Origin of the sequence: Bradyrhizobium sp. HKCCYLRH2047 (assembly GCF_051168175.1) — a bacterium.
Taxonomy (GTDB): Bacteria; Pseudomonadota; Alphaproteobacteria; order Rhizobiales; family Xanthobacteraceae; genus Bradyrhizobium.
In genome coordinates this window covers 232,644-247,837 of sequence record NZ_JBNPUM010000009.1, presented here as the reverse complement: position 1 = coordinate 247,837, position 15,194 = coordinate 232,644, and the positions used below count along the sequence as shown (strand labels likewise).

Below are 15,194 nucleotides of genomic sequence, written 5' to 3'. Positions count from 1 at the left end.
ATGTCCGGCAGGGACACGGATCGTTGGACCAAGGGCTATACGCAATCCGAGCTCGACAGAACGCAACGTCGATTCGGGCTGACCTTTCCTCCCGATCTGATCGCGCTCCTGCGGCGAAGGCGCCCGGTGGATGGTCACGACTGGACGGACGATCGTGCGATCAGACGCGCGCTCGAGTGGCCGTTCGAAAGCCTTCGCCGCGCCGTCGAAACCGGGCAATTGTGGTGGTCGGAATGGGGAAGATTGCCTTCGACGGCAAGCGCCCGGGAAGAGAAGCTTCGGGACATCGTTTCCCGGGCGCCCAAACTCATCCCGCTGATTGCTCATCGCTACCTGCCCGAGCAGCCGCGCGAATCGGGCAACCCGGTGTTTTCGATCTACGGGATCGACGCAATCTACTACGGCGCCAATCTGAACGACTATTTCGAGCGGGAGTTCACGAGCTGGGGCAGCAAACCCTGGCCGGCGCAGATCAAGCACATTCCGTTCTGGTCTGACCTCGTCGAGCGATTTGCGCAGGACACGAACACGTCGTGATCCCGTCGATGCCGGGCCGCGAACGCCCCTCGTTGAGGGCGGGGGGTGTGGCATGATTTGCCCGACGGGTCGTGTTTGCGAGGCGCTGTCCAGCCCTCCGTCGAAAAATATTCCTGTTTCTTATTTTCGGAATTCGTGCATACTGCACCGGTCCTGCCCACGAGAGGGGCGTACGCGTCGTCACGGACGTCGGAGCGGGATGCGGTGGCCGCGGTGATGCTGCGTGTGCATGGGCGCACGGACGAACGGCATCATGCGGACGGCGAAGTCGTGTGGTCCTGGCGCCCCGATGCTGGCGTCAAGCCGGCGATGATGCGAGAGCATCGCGCCTGTGACAGGGGCAAAAAAGCCGGTCCCTGGGGAGAGCACGAAGTAAGTCGCAAAACATCGCGCAGGGGAGGCCGGATGTTCGGCCCGTACCTGTGGTGACTACCGCGTGCTTTCTTGCACGCAACCACGGGTGCGCTCGGCACCCGGCCTTCCCTGCGCCCTCTCATTTTTCGAGGGCGGATGAATGTCGCAGAGCTCGGGCCAGTGAGGCCGCGAGAGTGCTGACGCTTGTCGCCATGCTGTTTGAGATGTGAATCCGACGCAACGCTCGCATCGGCGGGCAACGCGCCATTGCACGCGCAATTACAGCAATACTGGTGTTCTCGGCACGCTGCTCATGACTGCGCCATCGCCGCTTGTGGGAGAGGGCATGTTCGGCGGATCTACGTACTCGGTCGGGTGAGGGGTATCTCTCCGCAATCGCACTCGTAGATACGGACCCCTCACCCGACCGCGCTTGCAGCTCCGTCCTACATGCCCTCTCCCACAAGGGGAGAGGGCCCATTCACGAGCAGCCCAGCAAGACTCATACCTTGAAGCTGATGTGTCGATGTCATCACGTGTGGTGCTTCGGCCTTCTCAAACGAGCCGTTTAATGGCGAGTACGTCACTCCCGCTCGCCTTGATCCGTGCAATCGCGGCGCTGACCGACTCGATCGCCGTCGCCATATGAAACGCGTTGGCATGGACCATCGTATCGGCATCGCGGGCGATCGCAACATGGCCCTTCCAGAAGATCAGATCGCCGCGGCGAAGCGGCTCGCCGCCGTCGAGCACGCGGCCCAGCGCCGCGAGCTGCATGTCGCTGTCGCGCGGGCACGGCACGCCGGCGGCATTCAGCGACACCTGCACCAGCCCCGAGCAGTCGATGCCGAGGCTGCTCTTGCCGCCCCAGAGATAGGGCGTGCCGACGAAGCGCTCGGCAACGGCGACGTAATCGGGCTCGCGCTGATCGCGCGCCACGACGTGCTGCTTCGGCACGAACCAGCCTTCATGCGTGACGACGAAGCTCGCTTCCTCACGCGTCACCGCGATGGTCGCTCCCATGAGCAGCGTCTCGAGCGGCGGCAGCTTGATCGACGGTCCGGGAAACGCGAAGCTGCGCAGTGCGCTGATCTTGTGCGTCGGCGCAGCACTGGGCGCCGCCAGCGCCGCCTCCGGCAGCCAGCCGACATAGCCGTCGCTTTCGAGCTGGCCCCAGGCCCAGCCCTCGCCATTGCGGTCGTAGACCGTGACGCGCTCGCCCTTCAGCGCCTGCGTCGCCTGCTCGGCGCCGGAATGCGGCTGCAGCCGCAGTGGCGCGATCGGATCGACGACGACGAGGGTCTCGCCGTCGACGAAGCGCGCAGCCGTCACCTGTCCCTGGAGATGCCTGGCCGCGATATCGCCGCGTGCCGGCGTGAGCCTCGGATCAGCCATAGCGCTCGCTCAAGAGCTTGTAGAGCGCGCGCGCGGCCTGGCACTCGCCGCCCTCGGGGCGGCCGGGCTTGGCCGACGGCGTCCAGGCGAAGATGTCGAGATGCAGCCAGCTCCTGGCGTGCTCGACGAAGCGTTGCAGGAACAGCGCGCAGGTGATCGACCCGGCGAAGCCGCCCGAAGGCGCATTGTTGATGGTCGCGACCTTGGAGTCGAGCCACGAGTCATACGGCGCCCACAGCGGCATCCGCCACAGCGGATCGTTCTCGGCGGCAGCGCAGCGCGCGACATCGGCGGCGAGCGCCTCGTCCTGGGTGTAGAACGGCGGCAGATCGGGACCGAGCGCGACCCGGGCCGCGCCCGTCAGCGTGCCCATGTCGATCAGCAGATCGGGCTTGTCTTCGTCAGCCAGCGCCAGCGCATCGGCCAGCACCAGCCGGCCCTCGGCATCGGTGTTGCCGATCTCGACCGTGATGCCCTTGCGCGACGGAAACACGTCCATCGGACGGAAGGCGTTGCCGGCGACCGCGTTCTCGACCGCCGGAATCAGCACGCGCAGATGCAGCTTGAGCCCGGCGTCCATCACCATCTGCGCCAGCGCCAGCACATTGGCGGCGCCGCCCATGTCCTTCTTCATCAGCAGCATGCTGCTCGACGGCTTCAGGTCGAGTCCGCCGGTGTCGAAGCAGACGCCCTTGCCGACCAGCGTGACCTTGGGATGCGATGCGTCGCCCCAAACCAGCTCGATCAGCCGCGGCGCGCGCGTCGAGGCGCGGCCGACGGCGTGGATCAGCGGATGGTTCTGCTCCAGCAGATCGTCGCCGACGATGCTGGTGAAGCGGGCGCCGAAGCGGTCGGCGACCTGCTTCGCGGCGGCCTCGAGCTCCTCGGGTCCCATGTCGTTCGACGGCGTGTTGACGAGGTCGCGCGCCAATGTCGCCGCGTCGGCCAGGCGGCTCAGCTCGGCGGCGTCGACGCCGTCCGGCGGAACGAGGCGGACCTCCGGCGTCTCGGCCTTGCGGTAGCGGCCGAAGCGGTAGCTGCCGAGCGCAAACGCCAGCGCGGCGAGCCGTGCATCATGCGGCGCATTGGCGAAGCGGTAGGTGCCGGCGGGCAGCAGGCCGGGCAGGGCGCCCGGCCGGAACAGGTCACGGTGCTTGGCGTCGTCGTCCTCGATGCCGAACAGCACCTGAGCGATGCGCCCGTCCGCGCCGGGCAGCGCCAGATAGCTGCCGGGCTTGGCGGTGTAGACGTTGGCCTCGGCGAAGTTGCGCGCTTCAGCCGACAGGCTCTCCTTGATCCCCGGCCAGCTCGCCTTCGTCACGAAGGTGATCGGGATGGCGGACGTTGTGGAGGCGGTCTCGAACATCGACGGCATGCCTAATGGTTCCCTAACTGGCGCGCTTGAGCCAGACTTCGCAGAGTTTGAAGGCCGCCGCAATCGCGCCGGGCGCCTCGCCCGCAAGCCGACGCAAATGTGACGTCTGCGCCGGGATCGCGCCATTAACCGGCTGTTAGCGTTAACAGTTTATTGCTGGCGCGTTCAATTCGCCCGGTCGAGTCCAAGTGACATGCGTCAACCGCCTTCCATTCCCCGGCTCCTCGCGTCCGTCGCCTTCGCCGCGCTCGTCGCTGCGGGACTCGGCGGCTGCCAGACCATGTCCGACGTCACGGGCTCGCTAGGCAGTCGCGCCGAGCCGCCGCCCGCGACCCCGCAGCGCGCGGTCGAGGTCTATGGCGAGCGCTACCGCGCCAATCCCAAGGATGCGGCCATTGCCGTCGCCTATGGCCAGGCACTGCGCAACAACGGCCAGCGTGAGCAGGCGGTTGCGGTGCTGGAGCAGGCCACGCTCGCCAACGCGGGCAACAAGACCGTGCTCGCGGCCTATGGCCGAGCGCTGGCCGACAACGGCAATTTCAAGCTCGCATTCGACGTGCTGTCGCGCGCGCATTCGCCCGACAATCCCGATTGGAAGCTGCTGTCGGTGCAGGGCACCGCGCTGGACCAGATGGGCCGCCACGAGGAGGCGCGGCGCTATTACGACAGCGCGCTGAAGATCGTGCCCGGCGAGCCCTCGGTGCTCTCCAATCTCGGCCTGTCCTACATGCTGACGCGGGAGCTGCCGAAGGCCGAGGAGGTGCTGCGCCAGGCCTACGGCTCGCAGCGGGCGGACGCACGGGTGCGTCAGAACCTCGCGCTCGTCGTCGGCCTGCAGGGACGCTTCGCGGAGGCCGAGCAGATCGCGCGGGCCGATCTGCCGCCGGACGAGGCCGCCGCCAACGTCGCCTACCTGAAGCAGATGATCCAGGGGCAGAGCCAAAGCAAGGGCAAGGCGCGCAACGCGGCGCCGATGGCCGCGCTCAATCCGCCGGACTGACGACGTGCCACGCTGATGGCGGGCCTTATCGTGTGGCGCCCGCCAGCAGGCGGCGGCAGGTATCGACGAACACGTCGGCACCGGTGACGATGTCGGCATCGGCGGTGTTCTCGGTCCAGTGATGGCTGATGCCGCCGATCGACGGCACGAACAGCATGCCGGCCGGCATGATGGTCGCGAGCACCTGCGCGTCGTGTCCGGCGCCGCTCGGCATCCGCAGCGACTTGCCGGCGGCGAGATCGCGGCTGGCGGCCTCGACCGCATCCTGGAACGTGCCGTCCATCATGGCTGGCGCGCCGGTACGGATGCGCTCGACGGCGACATGGCAGGGACCTGCGTCTGACGCCTGCGCAGCCATCTCGCGCAGCAGCTCTTCGAGCCGGTCGACCACGGCGGCATTGTCGTCGCGGATCTGGAACAGCATCTCGGCCTGGCCGGGGATGATGCTCGGTGCGCCCGGATCGAGCGTGATGCGTCCCGTGGTCCACACCGTGCGCGGGCCGCAGGCGGCCGGAAAGCGCGCGTCGATCGCGACGCAGAACTTGGCGAGCGCGAGCCCGGCATCCTTGCGCACCGCCATCCGCGTCGTGCCGGCATGGTTCTGCTCGCCGGTGAAGGTGATGCGGTATTGCCAGATGCCGACGATCGAGGTGACGACGCCGATCTTGAGCTCGCCCGCCTCGAGCGTGTCGCCCTGCTCGATATGAGCTTCGAGATAGCCGATATGCCGGCCGGGCTCGGCCTGCAGGCGCGGCCGTCCGGCAAGGCCCATCTCGGCAAGCGCCTCCCGCAGCGTGCGCGGGCTGCTGCGGTCGCGGGCAGCATCGATTTCGGCCTCGCTGACGTCGCCGACATAGGAGCGGCTGCCGAGCATGCTGCCGAAATGGCCCTCCTCGTCGCACCAGGAGGCGACCTCCACCGCACCGACAATAGACGGATCGGGATTGAGCACGCGCGCCGCCTCCAGCGCGTAGACGACGCCGAGCGGGCCGTCGAGCCAGCCAGCCTGATTCTGGCTCTCCAGATGCGATCCGGCCAGCAGCTTGGGGCCGGGCTTGGCGCTGGTGCCCAGCACGTTGCCGATGCCGTCGATATCAGGCGTCAGCCGCGCATCGGGCAGGCGCTCGGCGAGCCAAGCGAGCGATTGACGATGGGCGTCGGAGAAGGTCGGCCGGTGCACGCCGGTCTTGTAGGTGCCGAAGGCGCGCAGTGCGTTCAGATCGGCCAGGACGCGGGCGCCGTCGGCGCGGCGGAGCTTGTCGGACATCAGGCGGAGACCTCGATCATGCTTCGCCTAGCTTCCAGGGTAGAGCCCTGACCGCAAGCGAAATTTCTCGCGAGCGGTCTACGTCTACTGCATGGCCGCGACCTTGATGCCGGTCGGTCCCAGAATGACCACGAACAGCACCGGCAGGAAGAACAGGATCATCGGCACCGTCAGCTTCGGCGGCAGCGCCGCGGCCTTCTTCTCGGCCTCGTTCATGCGCATGTCGCGATTTTCCTGCGCCATCACGCGCAGCGATTGCCCGAGCGGGGTGCCGTAGCGCTCCGATTGCTGGAGCGCGAGGCAGACCGACTTCACGCCCTCGAGGCCGGTGCGGCGGGCGAGGTTCTCATAGGCGACCTTGCGGTCCTGCAGATAGGAGAGCTCCGCGGTGGTCAGCGTGAACTCCTCCGACAATGCGATCGACTGGCTCGAGATTTCGATGGCAACCCTGCGGAAGGCGGCTTCGATGGACATGCCGGATTCGATGCAGATCAGCAGCAGGTCGAGCGCGTCGGGAAACGCGCGCTTGATCGACAGCTGGCGCTTGGAGATCGCGTTGCTGAGGAACAGCATCGGCGCCTGCAGGCCGAGATAGGCCATGCCGACGCAGATGCCGATCTTGACCGGCATCGACTTCTGCAGATGCGCGATCACGAAGACGTACAGCACGGACCCGACGAACAGCACCAGCGGCGTCACCAGGCGCGCGAACAGGAAGGTGATGTAGGGCGCCTGGCCGCGGTAGCCCGCCATGATGAGCTTCTCGCGGGCCGCCTCCTGGGCGAGCCATTTGGTGAGGTTGAAATCCTCCACCACACGAGAGATGAGCTGCTTCGGCGTCTGCCGCAGCGAGACCTTCTCGCCGGCGTTCAACCGCTCGCGCTCGCGCTGCTTGATCCGCTCGCGTTCGCTGGCGACCGCCTTCATGCGCTTGTTCAGGTTCTCGCCTGCGAACAGCGGCATGATCAGCGTATAGACGGTGGCCGTCGCCGCGATGGCGGCGAAGAACATCGTCATGAAGTGCGGGTCGTGCAGCTTGGAGACCAGAATGTCGACCATGGTCCACCTCAGAAATCGAAATTGATCATCTTCTTCATGACCAGGATGCCCATCGACATCCAGATCACGCAGCCGACCAGCATCAGCTGGCCGGTCGGATGGGTCCAGAGCAACGAGATGTACTCGGGCGTGCTCAGATAGACCAGCAGCATCACGATCGGCGGCAGCGATCCGATGATGCCCGCGGACGCCTTGGCCTCCATCGACATCGCCTGGATCTTCTCGCTCATCTTCTTGCGGTCTCGCAGCACCTTCGAGAGGTTGCCGAGCGCCTCGGAGAGATTGCCGCCCGACTTCTGCTGGATCGCGATGACGATGCCGAAGAAGTTGGCTTCGGGAAGCGGCATCCGTTCGTAGAGCCGCGCACAAGCCTCGCCGAGCGGCATGCCGATCGCCTGGGTCTCGATGATCCCGAGGAACTCGCTGCGCAAAGGCTCCGGCGCGTCGGCGGCGACGACCTTGATGGATTCGAACAGCGGCAGGCCGGCCTTGATGCCGCGCACGATCACGTCGACGGCGTCCGGCAATGCCGCCAGGAATTTCTTCTCGCGCCGCTTCTTGAGGTAGCCGAGGATCCAGCGCGGCAGACCGAGACCGGCGGCGAAGCCAAGCCCGAGCGCGCCGAGCGGGCCGCCGCCGGCGAAGAAGGCAACGGCGCAGACGACGAAGCCGAGGACACCGGAAACGATCCAGAATTTCTGCACGGTCCAGTCGAGCCCAGCCTGCGAAATCCGCATGTTCAGCGGGACTTTGCTCTGCTTCTGGGCCTTCGCTTCGAGGTCCTTCAGCGAGGATTCGACCTGCTCGCGGCGCGAGCGCTGACTGCGTTCGGCCTGGCGGACCACCGGCTCGGACTTGGCGACGGTGCTGCGCCGTTGCTCGGCCTTCCGCTCGCCAGACAGCAGGGGGTAGAGGAACACCCAGGCGATGCCGCCGATCGCGGTGGCGGCGAGGAAGGCAAGGGCGAGAGCCTGCAGCTTCATGGGGTCTCTCCTCAGTCCTTGCTCGCGACTTCGGCGGCGTCGAGCGCAGCCGCAAGCCGCTTCTCTTCGCCGTAGTAGCGCGCGCGCTCCCAGAACCGCGGCCGGCCGATTCCGGTCGAGCGGTGGCGCCCGATGATCTTGCCGTTCGCGTCCTCGCCGATCATGTCGTAGAGGAAGATGTCCTGGGTGATGATGGTGTCGCCTTCCATGCCCATCACCTCGGTGATGTGCGTGATGCGGCGGGAGCCGTCGCGCAGGCGCGCCGCCTGGACGATGACGTCGATCGAGGCGCAGATCATCTCACGGATGGTCCGCGACGGCAGCGAGAAGCCGCCCATTGTGATCATGGATTCGCAGCGGGACAACGCTTCGCGCGGGTTGTTGGCGTGCAGCGTGCCCATCGATCCGTCGTGACCGGTGTTCATGGCCTGCAGCAGGTCGAATGCCTCGGGGCCGCGGACCTCGCCGACGATGATGCGCTCGGGCCGCATACGCAGGCAGTTTCTCACCAGCTCACGCATGGTCACCTGGCCTTCGCCTTCGATGTTGGGTGGGCGGGTTTCGAGGCGAACCACGTGTGGCTGCTGCAGTTGGAGTTCGGCGGCGTCCTCGCAGGTGATGACGCGCTCGTCGTGATCGATGTAGTTGGTCAGACAGTTCAACAACGTGGTCTTGCCCGAACCGGTACCGCCGGAGATCAGCACGTTGCAGCGGACGCGACCGATGATCTGCAGGATCTCCGCGCCCTCCGGCGAAATCGCGCCGAACTTGACCAGCTGATCGAGGGTCAGCTTGTCCTTCTTGAACTTACGAATGGTGAGCGCGGGGCCGTCGATCGCCAGCGGCGGAACGATGGCGTTGACGCGGGAGCCGTCGGCGAGACGCGCGTCGCAGATCGGCGAGGATTCGTCGACGCGGCGGCCGACCTGGCTGACGATGCGCTGGCAGATGTTCAGGAGCTGCTGGTTGTCGCGGAACCGGATGCCCGTACGCTGGATCTTGCCGTTGACTTCGATGAAGACCGTGCCGGCGCCGTTGACCATGATGTCGGCGATGTCGTCACGCGACAGCAGCGGCTCCAGCGGGCCATAGCCGAGCACGTCGTTGCAGATATCGTCGAGCAGCTCTTCCTGCTCGGCGATCGACATCACGATATTCTTGATCGCGATGATCTCGTTGACGATGTCGCGGATTTCCTCGCGCGCGGATTCGCCGTCGAGCTTGGCCAGCTGAGCAAGGTCGATCGCTTCGATCAGCGCACCGAAGATGGTCGCCTTGACCTGATAGTAACTGTCCGAACGCCGGGCCTCGACAACCGGTGGCGGCGGCGGCGGAGCCTGCCGGGTCGGAGCCAGAGGTGGCGACGGCACGGCCGGAGCCGCCGCGCGTGGCGCAGCCGGCGCCGGCTCGGGCGCCGGCGCGGCCGGCCTGAGGGCCCTGGTATCGTTGTCCAATCCGCTACGCTTACCAAACACGACTTAGAACTCCACGCGTGCTTACTTCGCCCTCAGCTTGTCCAGCAGAGGCGACAGGAAGGAGCCTTTCGGCTTCTTTGTCTCGCTGCGGCCGGTGAGCCGCTGCGCGATCTGGAGAAACATCTCCGTCGTCCGATGGCTGGGAGACATTTCCGCAATCATCTGGCCGTTGTTGGCGGCCGCGCCGAAGATCTGCGGCTCGAACGGGATCGTTGCGATCGGTGGGCTTTCGATCGCCTTGGCGAACTCGCTCGCATTGATCTCGGGTCGCTTGGGAACGCCGACCTGGTTCAAGCAGTAGAGCGGCATGCGATCGTTCGGCCGGGCGGCCTTGAGGAGATCGAACATGTTTTTGGTGTTGCGCAGCGAGGCGAGATCCGGCGCCGCGACGATCAGGATGTCGTCCGCGGAGATCAGCGCCCGCTTGGTCCAGCCTGCCCATTGATGCGGAACATCGAGCACGATGCAGGGCATCGAGGCCCGCAGCGTGTCGAACACCGCATCGAATGCCTCAGCGCCGAAATCATAGACCCGGTCGAGCGTCGCAGGCGCGGCCAGCAGGCTCAGATGATCGGTGCATTTCGACAACAGCCGGTCCATGAAGGCGATGTCGATCCGGTCCGGTGAGAACACGGCGTCCGCGATGCCCTGCGCAGGATCCTGGTTGTAGTCGAGGCCGGCGGTGCCGAACGCCAAATCAAGATCTGCCACCACGGAGTCCATCGCCAGGTCGCGCGCGATCGCCCAGGCGATGTTATGGGCCAGGGTCGAGGCTCCGACGCCGCCCTTGGCGCCGACGACGGCAATGATCCGCCCGACAGCCTTGGCTTCCGGCGCCGAGAACAGGTTGCAGATCGAGCGGACGACGTCGATCGGCGTCACTGGCGACAGCACATAGTCGCTGACGCCGCGCCGAACCAGCTCGCGATACAGCGTGACGTCGTTGACGCGGCCGATCACGACGACGCGCGTGCCGGGGTCGCAAACCGTAGCGAGCTGATCCAGGCCGGCCAGGATGTCGGTGCGCGCATCCGTCTCCAGGATGATGACGTTCGGGGTCGGGGCAGATCGGTAGGCCTCGATCGCCGCCGCCATGCCGCCCATCTGAACCTTCAGATGGGCCTTGCCGAGGCGCCGGTCCTCACCGGCGGCCTGAACCGTGGCGGCGGTTTCCACCGTCTCACAGAACGCCTGCACGGACACGCGCGGCGCGGGCGCGATGTGATCGTCGGCCGGCGGTGGCACGACGTCAGGCTGCTCCTCTTGGGTCTGTCGGGCGTAGCTGATCATTTGCCTGTGTCGCTGAGTTTGGCCTTGTCGGCCTCTGGATACGTGATCGCGGTTGATTGTCCCTTGCGATATTTGTCGAATAACGCCGTGCGCCGGGTGGTATAGGACGGCGTTTCGGATCGCGGCTGCACGAGATCCGACGGGTTTGCGACCATTGCCGCCATGTTGCGCTGGTAGGCGCAGCCGTAGTTCCAGTCAGGCTTGTTGTCGAACCAGTTCTTGTTCTTGATCGACGGCCCGAGGTCGTCCGGCCAGAGCCCGCAGGGCCCCGCCGTGGCCGACAGTTTTGGATAGCTCAGCCGGATCGCGGCCATCTGGCGCGGGTCCTTCGGCTGATAGTTGCGGACGGTGATGCCGTGCGGCGGGACTCCGGCGGCGGCCAGCAGGGAGTGGATCTCCCGCATCGAGTCGGCGGCCGCCCGTGCGTTGGGGGTGCCGCTCGGCACGTCGGCGCTGATCGCGCCCGTGCCTTGGCGAATCCAGCTCTGGGCCAGTCCCATCACGTCGGCGCGCTGCTCGGCCGTCAGGCCGCCACGGCCCTGGCCGACGAAGACCACCAGGGAGTCCGGGGCCTCCTGGATCGCGATCGGGTGGCGTAGCCGGTAGTCGTCGGGGATGCTGGCCGTGACGTCCGGATCTCTGCGGAAGTTGCAAGCGCCGAGCAGGACCGCTGCGCCGGCCAGGGCCACGGCAAGTTGCAGTCGGCGGTGTCGAGCGGGGCTGGGTTTCGTGGTCATCGTTGCAGGTCCTTGTCCCGGCTCAGTCCGTGATGAAGCCATAGGTGCCGCGATAGTTGCGTCCGGGTTCGACCCGGCCGGGTACGCCGTAGATGCGGTTGATGCTGCCCAGGAGATCGGCCTGGGGATCGGAGGCGGCCGCAAAGCCGTCGTCTGGGCGGGAGAGATCCTTCTGTGCCACGGCGCGGACGACGAACGGCGTCACCAGAACCATCAGCTCGGTCTGGTTGTTGACGTAGTCGCGGCTGCGGAACAGCGCGCCGAGGACCGGCAGCTGCATCAGGCCCGGCATGCCGCTGATCGCCTGCTTGGTCTGCTGCTGGATCAGGCCGGCCATCGCCATGGCGCCGCCGGAAGGAATCTCCAGCGTGGTCTCGGCGCGGCGGGTCTTGATCGAGGGAACCGTCAACGAGTTGACCGTCGACGCGCTGACGGCTTGCGACAGCGTGATCGAATTCTCGTTTGAGAGCTCGGAGACCTCGGTCATCACCCGCATCGAGATCCGGCCCTCGCTGAGCACGACGGGCGTGAAGTTGAGCGAGATGCCGAACTTCTTGAAGCTGATCTGCGTCGTACAGACATGGGTCGTCGGATCGCAGGAGTAACCGGCGGGAACCGGAAACTCGCCACCGGCGATGAAGGTCGCGGACTCGCCCGAGATGGCGGTCAGATTGGGTTCCGCGAGCGTACGGATCACGCCCGCGTTCTCCATCGCGCGCAGTGTCGCCTGCACCGTCGGGGTCGCTCCGCCTAACGACGCGGTCACGGCGTTGTTGGAGACGAGATTGCTCCCGTAGGCGGTGAACGGATTGGAGTTCGCGTATTTGATAACAGCCGTTCCGTAGTTGAGCTGGCCGGAGAGATCGATGCCGAGCTGCTTGACGACCGAGCGCTGTACCTCGGCGACAGTCACCTTCAGCATGACCTGGTCCCGGCCGCGCACGGTGATCGAGTTGACGACCTTGTCGGCGCCGCCGGCGAGCCGGGCGGCCAGTTCGCCGGCCTGCTGGGCTTCGATCTGGCTCGACGCCGAGCCGGTCAGCACGATGCTGTCGGCGAGGCCCTCGATCTGGATATCGGCATTCGGCAGCAACTGCTTCAGCGCCGCCCGCGCGCCGTTCAGGTCGCGCTTGACCGCGATGTCGTAGGCCGCGATCTGCTGGCCCTGCGCGTCGAAGAAGACGATATTCGTCTGACCGATCGCCGCACCGATGATGTAGGCGCGCTGAGAGGAGCGCACGACGGCATTCGCGATCTTCGGATCGGCAACAAGAACGTCCTTGATGTCGCGCGGCAGATCGATGACGACGGACTTGCCGATGCCGAGCGCAAGGAAACGTGCATTGTTCTGGCCGTCCGCGGCGGCGGCTGCAGTCGCCGGGCGATAGTCTGCCGCGATCACCGGCGCGATCGCCGGATTGAGGGTCAGCGCAGCGGCGGCCGAAAACGACAGCGCGCGGACCAGCAGGGTCCGCATCTTCCGCTGATTTTCGCTGCAGGTCATCTGGGTGGTCCTCTTGCTCACTTCTGCGTCGTCATCGTGCTGGGAATGCCGAAGCGGACGACGGCAACGCTGTCGCTGCGCTTGCGGCTGGTCTCGTCCGTGCGGCGCTCGGCCACGTTGACGTCGGCGATGCTGCGGAGCGCCAGGGACAGCGTTCCGGTTTGACGGGCACGCGCGAGCGTCTCGGCCTGTTCCGGCTTCAGCTCCAGCGTGACGGTCTTGCCGACCACCGTGGTCTGGCCGTCCTTTTCCTTGGGGGCCTGATCGATCGCCAGCACACGGATGTTCGACAGGATGATATCGGAGCTGACGACGTCGCCCGCGTTGGGCTGATCCGGATTGCGTTCGCGCTTGGACAGGATCACGTCGACGCGATCGTTCGGCAGGATGAAGCCGCCGGCGCCTGTTTCCGGCGAAATCTCGGTGGACACGGCGCGCATGCCGGCCGGCAGGATCGCGGCCATGAAGCCCGAGCCGTCGGCCTTGACGAGCTTCTGTTCGCGGATGGGCTCGCCGGCAATGAACGGCGCCCGCGCGATCGTGCCGGTGATCTGCGTCTGTCCTTCGGGCCGCTCGTTGCGGCGGATGAAGCTGGCGCTGGCCGTGGCCGCCGGCCAGCTCTGCCACTGCAGATCTTCGGGCTTGAGGGATTGGCCGAGGGCGATGTCGCCCTTGGCGACGAGAACGTCGACGGTCGGCATCTGCGGCGCGGGCGCGGCGACTTGAGCCGGCCGGTCGTCGGACCCGCTCGCGAGATATGCGGCCACGCCGCCAGCGCCTACAGCGATGGTCAGAACCACAATGCGTGCGGTATTCATACGCTTCACTTTCCACATGACGCCGCGACGTTTCCGCCGCCGTGATGGGAGTTGAGCAGTTATTCGTCAAAGCATGGTTAATGAGGCGTATCTAAATCGCCTTAACACCGCGTTGACACGGTGTGTTCAGAGCAATGCAAGACGCGCAGCGTCGATCGCCTTCACCCAATCGGTCTCCGGATAGACCATCAGAGCGCCCAGGGCGAGCGCGATGCCATAGGGCACGCCGCTCTCCTTGGCGTGCAGGCGTGCAAGCCAGGGTTGCCCCGCCAGCATGTAGGGCAACGGCCATTGCCGGAACTGCATGAGAGCGAGGGTGAGCACGCCGCCGAAGATCGAGGCGTACAACAGGTAGTTCATCAGGTGGGCGAAGCCGAACCACAGGGCGGCGGCGGATGCAACCTTGGCGTCACCGCCGCCGATCCAGCCGAATGCAAAGCACGTGAACGCAATCACCAGCAAGGTCGCGCCGGCACCGAGATGCATCAGCATGTCTGCCATGCTCATCCCGCTCAGCGGCGCCAGAACCAGGAAGCCGGCGACGAGCGCCAGGGAGACCCGGTTCGAAATGGTCATCGTGAACAGGTCGCTCGCCGCGGCAAAGGCCATCAGGGCCGGAAACAGCAGGAGGCGCGCGAGATCGAGGGTCATGGGCTCTCAATGGCATCGACGCGGGGCATGGGTGCGCCGCTGCGCCAGAGTCTAGCTGCAAGAAATAAATGATCGGGAAACGGCCGGAATGGCCGGCCGGTTGTCGATCTCACCAGACGCTGACGATGCGGGCCGCCAGAGCGAGGATGGACAGGCCGAGGCCGCCGCAGATCCAACGCAAGGCGACGTCGGTCCCGCTGGGCGGAGGCCGGGACGCGGCTGCGGACAAAACGTGGTTACGCATCACTGAACGCCGCGGAGCTGAAGGTGGAAATGATAAAGGCCCCGGATGTCCGGGGCCTTCTTTGCTCGGCCGTGACGACCGCTTACTTCAGCGAGGTGTTGATCGCGCCGAACTTGGAGCTCAGGCTGGAGCCGAGACCGTTCACTGCGGCAATGATCGCGAGCGAGATGCCGGCGGCGATCAGACCGTATTCGATCGCGGTCGCGCCGGATTCATCCTTCACGAAGCGAGCAAGAAGATTCTTCATAGGTAACTCCATGTACACGTGGCTGGTCGAACAAACTCTGGTCGTTGCGGCGTTCTCAGCACCGTGACCATGCGGCCACCCTAGGGGGCAGGAATTTCGGCGTAGTTAATTCGGTCGTCGAAACCCGGCGACAAATGGCTGTTATTGTGCAGAGTAAACGTAGGATGAAGCGGACCGTGATCATTCTAAATGATCCACGGCACGCGCCGTGCCAATCTCGCTGAAAAGATGAGCGCGAGCTTCCACTGCCGCGCCCAA

At 65.9% G+C, this 15,194-nt stretch carries 14 protein-coding genes; 2 read left to right on the top strand and 12 right to left on the bottom strand.

Features of this window, described 5'->3' with window-relative positions:
* Nucleotides 1–537 carry a hypothetical protein gene (locus ACQR1D_RS22525; protein WP_434838564.1) on the top strand — a complete coding sequence of 179 codons (537 nt, stop codon included), beginning with the start codon at nucleotides 1–3 and terminating at the stop codon, nucleotides 535–537.
* Between the two features lie 909 nt (nucleotides 538–1,446).
* Here ACQR1D_RS22525 and ACQR1D_RS22520 read toward each other — a convergent pair.
* Together ACQR1D_RS22520 and ACQR1D_RS22515 are read right to left on the bottom strand one after the other, a co-directional pair.
* Nucleotides 1,447–2,286, bottom strand: a complete 840-nt coding sequence (locus ACQR1D_RS22520) for an NlpC/P60 family protein (RefSeq protein ID WP_316216458.1) — start codon at nucleotides 2,284–2,286, stop codon at nucleotides 1,447–1,449.
* Nucleotides 2,279–3,661, bottom strand: coding sequence for a leucyl aminopeptidase family protein (locus tag ACQR1D_RS22515; protein ID WP_434873373.1), 1,383 nt, complete (start codon nucleotides 3,659–3,661; stop codon nucleotides 2,279–2,281). Before ACQR1D_RS22515 ends, ACQR1D_RS22520 begins: the two co-directional genes overlap by 8 nt.
* Before the next feature lie 193 nt (nucleotides 3,662–3,854).
* Here ACQR1D_RS22515 and ACQR1D_RS22510 point away from each other — a divergent pair, with 193 nt between their 5' ends.
* Nucleotides 3,855–4,661: a tetratricopeptide repeat protein gene (locus tag ACQR1D_RS22510; RefSeq protein WP_315804691.1), complete on the top strand. Its 807-nt coding sequence runs from the start codon at nucleotides 3,855–3,857 to the stop codon at nucleotides 4,659–4,661.
* 25 nt (nucleotides 4,662–4,686) lie between these two features.
* Here ACQR1D_RS22510 and ACQR1D_RS22505 read toward each other — a convergent pair whose 3' ends face one another.
* The 10 genes from ACQR1D_RS22505 to ACQR1D_RS22460 form a co-directional block, all read right to left on the bottom strand.
* Nucleotides 4,687–5,928 carry a Zn-dependent hydrolase gene (locus tag ACQR1D_RS22505; protein WP_434894073.1) on the bottom strand — a complete coding sequence of 414 codons (1,242 nt, stop codon included), beginning with the start codon at nucleotides 5,926–5,928 and terminating at the stop codon, nucleotides 4,687–4,689.
* Nucleotides 5,929–6,012: 84 nt separating this feature from the next.
* Nucleotides 6,013–6,987 carry a type II secretion system F family protein gene (locus ACQR1D_RS22500; RefSeq protein WP_315753445.1) on the bottom strand — a complete coding sequence of 325 codons (975 nt, stop codon included), beginning with the start codon at nucleotides 6,985–6,987 and terminating at the stop codon, nucleotides 6,013–6,015.
* Between the two features lie 8 nt (nucleotides 6,988–6,995).
* Nucleotides 6,996–7,970 carry a type II secretion system F family protein gene (locus ACQR1D_RS22495; protein WP_315804693.1) on the bottom strand — a complete coding sequence of 325 codons (975 nt, stop codon included), beginning with the start codon at nucleotides 7,968–7,970 and terminating at the stop codon, nucleotides 6,996–6,998.
* Nucleotides 7,971–7,981: 11 nt separating this feature from the next.
* Complete coding sequence (locus tag ACQR1D_RS22490; RefSeq protein ID WP_316177231.1) at nucleotides 7,982–9,445, bottom strand: CpaF family protein; 1,464 nt, start codon at nucleotides 9,443–9,445, stop codon at nucleotides 7,982–7,984.
* A gap of 21 nt (nucleotides 9,446–9,466) precedes the next feature.
* The gene (locus ACQR1D_RS22485) at nucleotides 9,467–10,735 is read right to left on the bottom strand and encodes an AAA family ATPase (protein ID WP_315804695.1); all 1,269 of its coding nucleotides are present in this window, start codon (nucleotides 10,733–10,735) and stop codon (nucleotides 9,467–9,469) included.
* Nucleotides 10,732–11,472, bottom strand: coding sequence for a CpaD family pilus assembly protein (locus ACQR1D_RS22480; protein WP_434894074.1), 741 nt, complete (start codon nucleotides 11,470–11,472; stop codon nucleotides 10,732–10,734). Before ACQR1D_RS22480 ends, ACQR1D_RS22485 begins: the two co-directional genes overlap by 4 nt.
* 22 nt (nucleotides 11,473–11,494) lie before the next feature.
* Nucleotides 11,495–12,976 carry a type II and III secretion system protein family protein gene (locus tag ACQR1D_RS22475; RefSeq protein WP_316177235.1) on the bottom strand — a complete coding sequence of 494 codons (1,482 nt, stop codon included), beginning with the start codon at nucleotides 12,974–12,976 and terminating at the stop codon, nucleotides 11,495–11,497.
* A 17-nt stretch (nucleotides 12,977–12,993) separates the two neighbouring features.
* Nucleotides 12,994–13,794, bottom strand: a complete 801-nt coding sequence (cpaB, locus tag ACQR1D_RS22470) for a Flp pilus assembly protein CpaB (protein ID WP_315713815.1) — start codon at nucleotides 13,792–13,794, stop codon at nucleotides 12,994–12,996.
* Nucleotides 13,795–13,920: 126 nt separating this feature from the next.
* A complete protein-coding gene (locus tag ACQR1D_RS22465) occupies nucleotides 13,921–14,445 on the bottom strand; it encodes an A24 family peptidase (RefSeq protein ID WP_315734617.1) in 525 nt (174 codons plus the stop codon).
* A 326-nt stretch (nucleotides 14,446–14,771) separates the two neighbouring features.
* Nucleotides 14,772–14,936 (bottom strand): Flp family type IVb pilin, encoded by a 165-nt coding sequence (locus tag ACQR1D_RS22460; protein WP_231317342.1) that lies wholly within the window; start codon nucleotides 14,934–14,936, stop codon nucleotides 14,772–14,774.
* Nucleotides 14,937–15,194 lie beyond the last annotated feature (258 nt).